The sequence below is a fragment of the Luteimicrobium sp. NPDC057192 genome (assembly GCF_042670205.1).
GTDB lineage: Bacteria > Actinomycetota > Actinomycetes > Actinomycetales > Cellulomonadaceae > Luteimicrobium.
The window spans coordinates 16937-27820 of record NZ_JBHUWD010000050.1 but is presented as its reverse complement, the minus strand read 5'-3'; the positions used below and the strand labels follow the sequence as shown (position 1 = coordinate 27820).

Below are 10884 nucleotides of genomic sequence, written 5' to 3'. Positions count from 1 at the left end.
GTGGTCCTCCCACCCGCCGGGCGCCCCCGCCCTCGAGGTCGCGGCCTCCTCGTCCGTCAGCGCCCCGGCTTCGCGGGAGCCAAGCGGTCGTAGGCCGACGCGAGGCGCGACAGCGCCGCCTCGTACGCGGCGCGGCTGCTCGTCGCCGGGTCGAGCGCGTCGGCCGCGGCGAGGGCCTCCTGGAGCTTGCGGTAGGTGACGGCGGTGACGTCGCCCTCCTGGACGGCCTCGGCCTTCGCTCGCAGGTCGTCGAGCTGCTTGACGACCTTCCACCGCAGCTGGCTCGCCGACACCGTCAGCGCACGGAGCGCGGTGGCCACCTGGTCCGCCGTCGCGTCCTCGTCGGCGTCGACGGCCCGCGCCGCGTCGAGCGCCCGCGTGAAGACGCCGAAGTCGGTCGCGAGGTACAGGTCGGCGTCGTCGACGAGGCCGCCGTCCGCGGCGATCGCCGCGTGCAGCGCCGACTTGTCGACGCCGTAGCCCAGGGCGAACCAGTCGAGGTTGCCCACGTACGGCTGGCTCGACGTGGGCTTGCTGTGGAGCGCCACGTAGACCGTGTGGGCCCCGGCGAGCTCCGACGGCAGCGTGACGGTCGCGGTGCCGTACGTCCCCCACCCCGACCCGGTGCTCGGCAGCGGGACCGTCACGTACGGCTCGGCGGACGCCGAGGGGGCCGCGTCGAGGTAGAACGCGAGACTGCCGTCGACGACCTTCGTCGAGGGCGCGTCGTACCGGACGCTGAGCGTGGTCGCGTGGCGGGAGCCCAGGTCGACCGGGTACCGGACCCACGCGCCGTCCTTGGTCCCGGCGAGCTGCCCGCCCACCGACCCGGCCTCGGTCTTGAGGTCGGCCCCCACGTAGTCGGTCCCGGCGACGAGGCCCGAGTCGGCGGCACCGAGCATGCCGTAGCCGGTCCGGACCGACTCGAACTGGATCGTCTTCGACGTCTCGACCGCGGCCGCCTCGGGCACGAACTGGAACCAGTCGACGTTCGCGACCCAGCTCTGGCCCGGGGCCAGCGCGCCGGTGAAGACGAAGTAGACGTCGTTCGTGCCGTCGAGCTTCGCCGCCTCGTCGGCGGTGAACGTGTGGGTGAGCGCCGTGTAGTTCGACCAGCCGTTGGTGGTGGGCAGCGCGATCGTCGTGACGAGCGGCCCGGTCGGCGAGCCCGTGCGGAGCTCGACCGCCGAGCTCGCGGACGCGGTCCCCGGGTTGTGCGCGTAGTCGATCACGACGGAGTCGAGCGGCGCGCCCGAGAGGTCGATCCCGCGGAAGGCGAGCCACGACCCCGGCGAGACGCCGCCGACGTCGGTGCCGCTGCCGCCGTTCTCGGTCTTGAGCGAGCCGCCGGACCACTGGTCGTAGCTCTCCGCCTGGAGCACCCGGTAGCCGTCGCCGCCGATCTCGAGCCCGTCGGCCGCGGCCCGGAGCACCGCGAGCGCCGCCGAGAGGACGTACTCGGACGACTCCTCGTCGGCGAGCGCGGACCCGGCGCGGGCGACGGCCGCCTCGAGGGCGGCGAACGACGCCGCCGAGTAGCGGTCGGCGGTCACGAGGCGCGCGTCGTCGTAGAGCGCCTGCAGGTCGGCACGCGTGCCGGTCGTGGGCGACAGCGTGAACGGGTCGAGCGCCGTCGTGCCCGCGCCGGTGACCTCGGCGGCGGTGGCCCCCTGGAGGGCGGCGTCGGTGAGGTGCACCGTGAAGTGCGAGGTCGTGGCGCTCCGCACCTTGCCCTTGAACGTGACCTCCGCGGTGGTGTCGCCGGTCCGCGCGACCTGCGCGGTGACGCCCTCGTCGAGGCCGGGGAACGTGATGGCGCCCCGGAGCGCCGGGCGGTTCTTGCCGGCGAAGGTCGCGCCGCCACCGAGCGTCAGGTCGACCGTGCTGCGCACCGCACCCTTGGCGTCGGCTGTGAGCGTCGTGGTGCTCGGTGTGAGCGTGTACCCGTCGAAGCGCACCTTGAGCGTGAGCGTCCGGTCGGCCTCGCTCGGCGCGGTGCCGGTGAAGGCGCCGGCCCCGAGGGTGACCCGGAGGCCGTCGGTCGAGTCGTCGACGAGGTGGCGGGCGGCCCGACCGGTCAGCGTGAGGTCGAGCGTGCCGTCGCCCGTCTTGGTCGCCGTGAGCCGCAGCCCGGCGGGCACCCCGGTGGCCTTGACCTGGGAGGTCAGGTCGGCGCCGACCGCGCCGGCGAACGTCGTCCCGCTGACCTTCACCGACACCGCGTCGCCGATCGAGCCGTCGTTCGCCTCCGCCTCCTCGAAGACCTGGGAGGACGTGGAGACGGGGTCGCCCGGGTGGTACAGCGCGCTGCTGACGTGGTCGGCGGCCGAGTCCTCGGCGACGCCGTCGGCACCCCACGCGGAGGGCTTCGTGCCCATGGTGAAGTGCAGGACGCCGCCCGCGTTCATCTCGGCCGCGGTGAGCCACGTGCGGTTCAGGGGCTTCCCGTCCAGGGTCGCGCTCTGGATGTAGTGGTTCGCGGAGCTGACGCCGGGCGCCTCGATGACGAGGTCCTTGCCACCCGGGTAGTGGATCGTCGTGCGGTCGAAGATCGGCGACGTGATCTGGAACGTGTCGCCGCCGGCCATGACGGGGTACAGCCCGATCGCGCTCGACACGAAGTACCCGGACATCGTCCCGGCGTCGTTGTCCATGGTCGCGAGCATGCCGTCGGGGGCGTTCTGGTAGACCCACTTCTTCGACGCGGCCGTCGAGGAGCCGTCGGCGGTGTAGCTCGTGCAGACGGGCTCGGTCACGGTGCGGTAGGTGAGGTCCTGCGTCTGTGCGGGCTCGCCGACGTAGTTGAACAGGAACGGCGCGTGCACGGAGATCTCGTTGGCGTACAGGTGCAGGTTGCGCGAGCAGTCGTCGGTGTACGTGCCGAAGAAGTAGTTCACGGCCTTCGCGGCCTGCCGCTTGCCGCCCATGAGGTCGACCATGCCGCCGAGGTCCTGGGCGTCGTACCAGGCGTACTGCCACAGCGTGCCCTGGTAGAGGCCGGCGGCCTGCCACTTCTCCGGGTCGGTGTACGTGAAGCCCGCGGTGTCGCTGTTGGACGAGCGCGGCATGAGCAGGCCCACCTGGTCGACGCCGGCCGCCGGACCCGTCGCCACCTTCGCGCGGGCGTCCGTCGTGAGTGCGTCGGCGTCGTAGTCCTTGGCCCAGCGCGCGGCCTCGTCGCGGTAGTGGGCGGCGTCGGACGTCTTGCCGATCGCGTCGGCGATCACCGCGAGCCCGGCGGCGTCGTAGGAGTAGCCGAGCAGGCCACCCGCACGCGAGTCGAGGTTGGTCAGGCTCGCCGGGCCGCCGACCTGGGCCACGAGCGCCGGGTACGCCTGCGCGAGGCCCTCGAGCTGCACGCCCTTGGAGACGGCGTCGGCCACGACGACGGGCGCGCGCTCCCAGCGGACCGTCGGCACCGACTGCAGCAGGCTGCCCACGCCCTTGCCGCTCGTCCCGACCTCGGCGTAGAGGTCGACGAGGGACTGGACCACGTCGCGGTAGACGTCGGGGTAGACCGACGCGACGGCGGCGTACTTGTGGAAGTCGTCCCACAGCGACCAGGAGTCGTAGTGGGTGTAGCCGTCCGCGCGGTACGTCACGCCGTCGGCGCCGCGGTACGTGCCGTCGGTCGACGTCGCGTTCATCGGGGTGTCCGCGAGGCGGTACAGGTGCGTGTAGAGCTCGGTCTTGAGGTCGCCCGTCGGGTCGTTCGTCGCGCTCGCGTCGACGTCGACCTTGCCGAGCCGGTCGTTCCAGTCGGCCTTGGTCGCGCTGCGGACCTGGTCGAACGTCTTGCCGCCCACCTCGACGGCGGCGTCGCGCTCCGCCTGCGCGGCGCTCACGGGCGAGAGCGTGACGCGGAGCCCGACGTGCTCGCCCGCGGTCGCGTCGAAGTTGAGCACCGCGCCGATGTCCGTGCCGTCCTGGGTCGTCGCCGAGCCGAGCCCGCCGCTCCCCCACGTCTGGACGGACGACGTCGGCACGGTCGTCTCGGCGTAGTAGTAGAGCCGGTAGGCCGAGTTGTAGAAGTAGCCCGTGAACGAACCCGAGAGCGTCGTTTTGCCGTCGGCGCTCGTGCCGACCTTCAGGTCGGTCGCCCGGCGCCCGTTGCCGGTGTGCTGCAGGTCGACGACGAGCGAGGCGTGGCCCGCCGAGTCGAACGTGTAGTCGTGGACGCCGGTGCGCGTCGCCGCGGTCACCTGGGCGTCGATGTCCTTGCCGCCCTCGTCGAGGCCGACCTGGTAGTAGCCCGCGGTCGCGTGCTCGTCCTTGGTCCCGCCGTCGGTGCGGATCGTCTTGCCGTAGGTGCTCGTCGCCGGACGCGACGTGTAGCTCTGGTACGTCGGCACGACGAGCACGTCGCCCGCGCCGCCACCGCCGCCCACGCCGTCGAGCGCGACGTTCGTGAAGCCCAGGAGCGTGCCCGACGTGTACTCGTAGCCGACGTGGTTGCCGTTGGTCGTCGTCGGGGTGACCGTGGCGAGGCCGTAGGGCGCGAACGCGCCGGGCCCGTCCTGCCCGTGGTCGCCCTGCGTGCCGACGAACGGGTTCACGAACTGGGTGTAGTCGGTGGGCCCAGCGGCCGGAGCGGCCTGGGCGGGCCCAGCCAGGGGCACGACGACGGCCGACGCGGCCAGCGCGAGCGCGGCCGGCAGGGCCGCGCGGCGGGAGCGGGGCGTGCGGATCGGTCGGTCGGGCTTCGCACGCTCGTGCGACAACGCTGTCATGGCGGGGACTGTACGCAGGTTCACGGCCGCGAGTCAATCGGCGTCGCCCGGCGCCCGGGCGACGCCGGAACGGCGCAGAGATGAACTCCCGACGGTGACGTCGCCCCCGCCGACGGTGACGTCGCCCCCACCGACGGTGACATCGCGCCCACCGACGGTGACATCGCGCCCACCGACGGTGACATCGCGCCCACCGACGGTGACATCGCGCCCACCGACGGTGACGCCCGTCCCCAGCCCGGCGGCCCGGAGCTGTGGACGGGCGTCACCGTCGGCGAACAGCACGTCACCGTCGGCGAACAGCACGTCACCGTCGGCGAACGGCACGTCACCGTCGACGGGCGGCGCCGCTCGCCGACGCCGTCAGGACGTCTTCGCCGCCCGGACCGGGGCCGGGGCCGAGGTCGAGGTGCCGTTGAGGTACCCGTCGTGCGTCCCGACGGCCGTCACGACGAGCTTCTTGCCGACGTCCGAGGCGCGCACGGTGTAGTCCGCACCGGTCGCGCCCTCGATCGCCTGCCCGTCGACGCTCCACCGGTACGTGGTGTGCGTCCCGGCGACGTCCCACCGCGGCGCCTGCGCGTGCACGGTCAGACCGGGCCGGGCGTCGCCCGTGGTCTTGGCGCGCAGGGACGCGGTGACCGCGGCGGGCGTCGCGTCGGACGCGACGGCGAACACGTGGAGCTTGGTGTTCGTCGACCACGTGATCGTCGCGAGGGACGTGCCGGCCGGCAGCGCGACCGGGGCGGTCGCGAACAGCCCGCAGGCCACGCCGTCGGTGCCGGTGCCGTTGCCGGACGACCGGTGAGCCGTTCGCCCGACGAGCACGTTGCCCTGCGCCGGGCTGCCGGAGCACCAGTCCGTGAGCGTCACGGAGACCTTCTGCGAGGTGCCGTCGGCGAACCCGAGGGTGACGTCGCCCGTCTGGTTGCCGCTGGCACCCGCCCCGACGAACGCGATCGTGCGGGCCTTCCCGAGCGCGGCGGACACGTCCGTCGTCGCCGGGGTCGCCGAGCCGACCACGTTGTCCGGGCCGGCCTTCGCGCCCCCGAGGACGTAGGTGAGGCTCGTGCCGGGCACCGTGTGCTCGCCGCCGGCCCACAGGCTCGCGCCCGCCATCTCGTCGCGCAGGTAGGCCCAGCCCAGTCCGTCGAAGTTGCCCGAGCCGGCCACTCCCCGGTCGGCGATCCCGGCGTTGTTGAACGCGCCCTGGAGCCACGAGTCGCCGGCCACGACGACCTCGACGGTGTCGCGGATGGTCGTGCCGTCGGAGTCGCGCACCGCGACCGTGACCTCGTGGTTCCCGAATGAGACGTCCGGTGCTAGGTGCACGGTGACGTCGACCGAGGTCTGGGCCGCGCCGCCGTCGGCGGTCACGGACCACGGCTCCGTCCCGGTCGCCCGGACCGTCCGCTCGTCCGACGTCGCCGTCACGGTGCCGTGTCGCGTGCCCGTCCCCTGCGCGAGGACCGCGACAGGGAGCGTGACGTCCGTGCCGGGCTCGCCGTAAACGGCGGGCGTGGTCACGCCCGCGGTGAGCCGGTTCGGGACCGCGGCCCCGGACACGAGCGCGCCCGGGGCGGCGTCGTCACCGGTCGCCCACGCGGACGGCTTCGAGCCGACCGTGTACGCGAGGGTCCCAGCCGAGGTGAGCTCCTTGCCGGTGAGGTAGGCGCGGTCCACCGCTCCGCCGTCGGTCGCGAGCGACTGGACGTAGTGCGACGCGTCCGAGACGCCGTCGGCCGTGATCGTGAGGTTCCCCGCCGGGTAGGTGGCGCGGTCGAGCGCGATGTCGACGCGGTCGAAGACCGGCGTCGACAGGCCCCACAGGTCGGCGCCCGGCTGGATCGGGTAGATGCCGAGCGACGACGCGACGTCCCACGCGGACATCTCGCCGAGGTCGTCGTTACCGGTCACGCCGGTCGGGCCGTCCGTGAACAGCGTGAGCGCGGCACGCACGACGTCGGTCGTCTTCCACGGCTGCCCGGTCCACAGGTAGCTGTACGGCGACGCCAGGTCGGGCTCGTTGTTGGGGTTGTACTTGTCCTGGTTGTAGTAGTCGTACGACCCGCTGACCCAGACGTTCTTGGCCGTGTCCGCCGGGTTCGCCAGCACCTTGTCGTACGCGAAGAACGCGTCGAGCCGCTGCTCCGCCGCGTCCTTGCCACCCATGAGCCCGACAAGCGCCGGCATGTCCTGCGGGACGAGCCACTGGTACTGGACGGCCGTGCCCTCGTGGAAGCCCGGAGCGCTGGCCGGGTCGGTCTCGGCGACGAACAGGCCGTCCGCGCCGCGGGCCCGGAACGACGACGTCGTCGAGTCCCAGATGGAGCGGAAGCTCTGCGCGCGGTCGGCGTAACGGGCGGCGTCGGCGGTGTGGCCGAGGCCCTGCGCCATGGCGGAGAGCGACGCGTCCGCGAGCGCGTACTCGAGCGTCGCGGACCCGCCGTGCTGGAGGTCGTAGTCGCCCGGCTTGCCGGACGCGCTCGGGACGTACGGCACGTACCCGTCGGCGATGTAGGTCTCGTTGCCGGAGCGCCCGTTGGACGGCGACGACGGCGACGGCACCCCGTCCGCGTTCTGCTTGAGGACGGCGTACGCCTCCTCTTCGTGGCCCTTGAGGAGCCCCTGGGTCCAGGCGTCGACGACGAACGGCGTGACCGGGTCGCCGGTCATGATGTTCGTCTCGACGGGCCCGTAGCTCCAGCGCGGAGCCCAGCCGCCCTGCTCACCCTCGAGCACGACGGAGTACGCCATGTCCGCGGACTGCTCGGGCGCGAGGAGCGAGAGAAGCTGCTGCTGCGTGCGGTACGTGTCCCAGAGCGAGAAGTTCTGGTAGTACGTGAACCCGTCCGCGGTGTGGACCGCGCCGTCCCAGCCGAAGTAGCGGTGGTCGACGTCGGTCCCCGTGTTGGGCGCGAGGAACGTGCGGTACAGCGCGGAGTAGAACGTCTTGAGCCGGGTCTTCCCGGCGTCCGAGGTGTCGGACGACGTCACGGCGACCTGGCCGAGCCGGTCGTCCCAGGCCTTCGTCGCGGCCGTCCGCGCGGCGTCGAAGCCCGACGCCTCGGCGTCCAGGTTGGCCGCGGCGCCGTCGGCGTCGACGTAGCTGAGCGAGGTCTGCGCCTCGACGACGCGCGCGTCCGCGCCGCTGCCCGTCGTGTCGAACTGGAGGTAGGCGCCGGTCCGCTGCGTCGAGCTCGCGGACGCCGAGCCCGGCGTCACGGCGGTGCCGGTCCACGTGCCCGAGGCCGTGAACGGGCGCGAGAAGGTCGTGCGGGTGTGGACGGTGAACGGCTTGGTGTCCTGGCAGAACCCGTGCACCGTCGTCGAGGTCTCGACCGTGCGGTCGTCGACGATCTTCACGCTCGAGCTCGACACGCTGGACAGCGCCTGCCCCGCGTTGACCAGGACGTCGGCCTTCGTCGTGGCCGGGAACGTGTACCGCTGCACGCCCGTGTGGGTCGTCGCGGTGAGCTCGGCCTTGATCTTCCCGGCAGGGGCTGCGAGGCCGACCTCGTACGAGCCGGGCGACGCCTCCTCGTCGGCGTGGCTGAAGCCGAGCGCGTACGCGGCGTCGTCGGTCTTCGTGACGTCGCCGGTGGTCGGCAGGATCGGGACGAAGCCCCCGAGCCCGCAGCCGACACCCGACAGGTGCACCTGCGAGAACCCGCGGATGCTCGACTGCGTGTAGTCGTAGCCGGTGTTGTGGCCCGTGTCGGGCGAGAGCTGGACCATCCCGAAGGGGACGGTCGCGCCGGGATACGTGTTGCCCTCGTCCTGCGTCCCGATGAACGGGTTGACGTAGGACGCGGGGTCCGCGACGGGCGCGCCCGCCGCGGCCTGGGCGGCCGGCGCGCTGACGAGCGCGCCGCCTCCCGCCAGGACGAGCGCCGCGACCGGGGCGGCGATGCCGAAGGTACGCCTCATGGTGTCCTCTCTGGGTAGAGCACGGCCGCACCGTCGCGGGCCGCGCGGTGACAACGCTGTCTGGCTGGAGACAACGCTGTCAAGTGGGAACGCCCTACGGGTTCACCCGTACCGTCCCGCCGGATTCTGCGGCTCCCCCTCATATCGGCGCCGCGAACGGGTCTCTACCGTTTTGTTCACCCTGCTCACAGACCCGGTCCGGCCCACCGGACCGAGCCCCCGACCTCGAGGAAGAGATCCATGCAGCGCACCCACCGACGACGCCGCGCGGCCACCGCGCTCCTGGCGTCCGCGGCCCTCGCGGGCTCGCTCCTCGCCGCGCTCCCCGCGGCCGAGGCGGCGCCCCTGCACGTCGCAGCCGCCGCGAGCGGCGCCACCTCCCCCGACAACCCGATCAACGGCTTCCGCAACGTCGGCTACTACGCCCAGTGGGGCGTCTACGGCCGCAACTACCGGTTCCAGGACCTGCAGAGCTCCGGGACCGCGGGCAAGTTCACGGCCATCAACTACGCGTTCGCGAACATCAGCTCGAGCGGCACCTGCTTCGAGGCCAACAAAGCCGTGGGCACCACCGGCACCGCCGACGACGGCGTGGGCGCGGGCGACTCCTGGGCCGACTTCGGCATGGGCTACACCGCCGCGAACTCGGTCGCGGGCGTCGCCGACACCTGGGACCAGCCGCTCGCCGGCAACTTCAACCAGATCAAGCAGCTCAAGGCCAAGAACCCGAACCTCAAGGTCGTCATGTCGATCGGCGGGTGGACCTACTCCAAGTACTGGTCGCAGGTCGCCGCCACGGACGCCTCGCGCAAGAAGTTCGTCTCGTCGTGCATCGACATGTTCATCAAGGGCAACCTGCCCGTCGTCGACGGGCGCGGGGGCGCGGGCTCCGCGGCCGGCGTCTTCGACGGCTTCGACATCGACTGGGAGTGGCCGGGCACGAACCACGGCCTGACCGGCAACCTCGTCGACCCCGCAAACGACGGCAAGAACCTCGTCCTGCTCGCCAAGGAGTTCCGCAGCCAGCTCGACGCGCTCACGGCCTCGACCGGCGGCGAGCACTACCTGCTGTCCGCGTTCGCCCCGGCCAACCCCGAGGACATCACCGCCGGGCACTGGAACGACCCCGAGCTGTTCACGGCCATGGACTACGTGAACGTCCAGGGCTACGACCTGTGGGGCGCGTGGAGCCCGAACCTCGCCGGGCACCAGATCAACCTCTACGACGACCCGGCCGACCCGCGGCCCGCCGACCAGCGGTACAGCGTCGACAAGGCGATCAAGCTCTACCTCGCCGCGGGGGTGAAGCCGTCGCAGCTCACGCTCGGCATGGCGATGTACGGGCGCGGCTGGACGGGCGTGCCGTCACAGACCCCCTGGAGCACCGCGACCGGGGGCGCGCGCGGCACCTGGGAGACCGGCATCGAGGACTACGACAAGCTCAAGTCCGTCGGCACCGAGTACGACGACGCGAAGGTCGGCGCCGCGTGGCGTTACGACGGCACCAACTGGTGGAGCCTCGACACCCCGCAGACCGTCGCGCAGAAGGCGGACTACATCCGCTCGAAGGGCCTCGGCGGCGGCATGTTCTGGGAGCTCGACGGCGACCGCGCGGGCGTGCTCTCGTCCGCGCTCATGGCGAAGCTCGGCGCCGGCGCCGCCGGCCCGGTCGCGCCCGGCAGCGGCCCCGCGCCGACGGGCGGGACGGGGACCGGCACGACGTCGCCCACCGATCCCGGCACGGGCACGGGCACGACCTCCCCGACCGACCCGACGACGACCACGCCCCCCACTGCCCCGGGCACCTGCTCCACGCCCGCCTGGTCGGCGACAGCCGTCTACACCGGCGGCCAGACCGTCTCCTACCTCGGCAAGACCTACGCCGCGCAGTGGTGGACGCAGGGCGACAAGCCCGGCACCGCGAACGGCCCGTGGAAGGAGACCGGGACCTGCTCCGGCGGTTCCGGCACCACCTCCCCGACCGGCGGCACGGGCACCGGGACGACGCCGCCGACGAGCGGCACGGGCACCTGCTCCGCAGCGGCGTGGTCCCCGTCGACCGTCTACACCGGCGGCGAGACGGTGTCGTACCAGGGCAGCCTCTACACGGCGCAGTGGTGGAACCAGGGCAGCACGCCAGGCGCCGGCCAGTGGGGCCCGTGGGCCCTCAAGGGCGTCTGCTGACCCACCAGAAGACGCGGACGGCGGCGCTCCCGGACATCCG

Annotated in this window: 4 protein-coding genes; 1 reads left to right on the top strand and 3 read right to left on the bottom strand. The window is 72.7% G+C overall.

Features of this window, described 5'->3' with window-relative positions; genetic code table 11:
* Positions 1-56: 56 nt before the first annotated feature.
* Genes ACFT5B_RS18255 through ACFT5B_RS18245 form a run of 3 tightly spaced genes read right to left on the bottom strand, consistent with a single transcriptional unit; the run spans position 57 to position 8660 of the window.
* A complete protein-coding gene (locus ACFT5B_RS18255) occupies positions 57-4730 on the bottom strand; it encodes a GH92 family glycosyl hydrolase (RefSeq protein ID WP_386800600.1) in 4674 nt (1557 codons plus the stop codon).
* Between the two features lie 33 nt (positions 4731-4763).
* Positions 4764-5057 carry a hypothetical protein gene (locus tag ACFT5B_RS18250; RefSeq protein ID WP_386800599.1) on the bottom strand — a complete coding sequence of 98 codons (294 nt, stop codon included), beginning with the start codon at positions 5055-5057 and terminating at the stop codon, positions 4764-4766.
* A 36-nt stretch (positions 5058-5093) separates the two neighbouring features.
* On the bottom strand, positions 5094-8660 hold the full coding sequence (locus tag ACFT5B_RS18245) for a GH92 family glycosyl hydrolase (RefSeq protein WP_386800598.1): 3567 nt from the start codon (positions 8658-8660) through the stop codon (positions 5094-5096).
* Between the two features lie 240 nt (positions 8661-8900).
* On the opposite strand from ACFT5B_RS18245, the gene ACFT5B_RS18240 reads away from it, so the two are divergent.
* Positions 8901-10844 (top strand): glycosyl hydrolase family 18 protein, encoded by a 1944-nt coding sequence (locus ACFT5B_RS18240; RefSeq protein ID WP_386800597.1) that lies wholly within the window; start codon positions 8901-8903, stop codon positions 10842-10844.
* The last annotated feature ends 40 nt before the right edge of the window (positions 10845-10884 follow it).

Excerpts from the sequence above, each read along its gene's own strand:
- ACFT5B_RS18240 (WP_386800597.1), top strand. The coding sequence starts at position 8,901 with ATGCAGCGCACCCACCGACGACGCCGCGCGGCCACCGCGCTCCTGGCG.
- ACFT5B_RS18245 (WP_386800598.1), bottom strand. The coding sequence starts at position 8,660 with ATGAGGCGTACCTTCGGCATCGCCGCCCCGGTCGCGGCGCTCGTCCTG.
- ACFT5B_RS18255 (WP_386800600.1), bottom strand. The coding sequence starts at position 4,730 with ATGACAGCGTTGTCGCACGAGCGTGCGAAGCCCGACCGACCGATCCGC.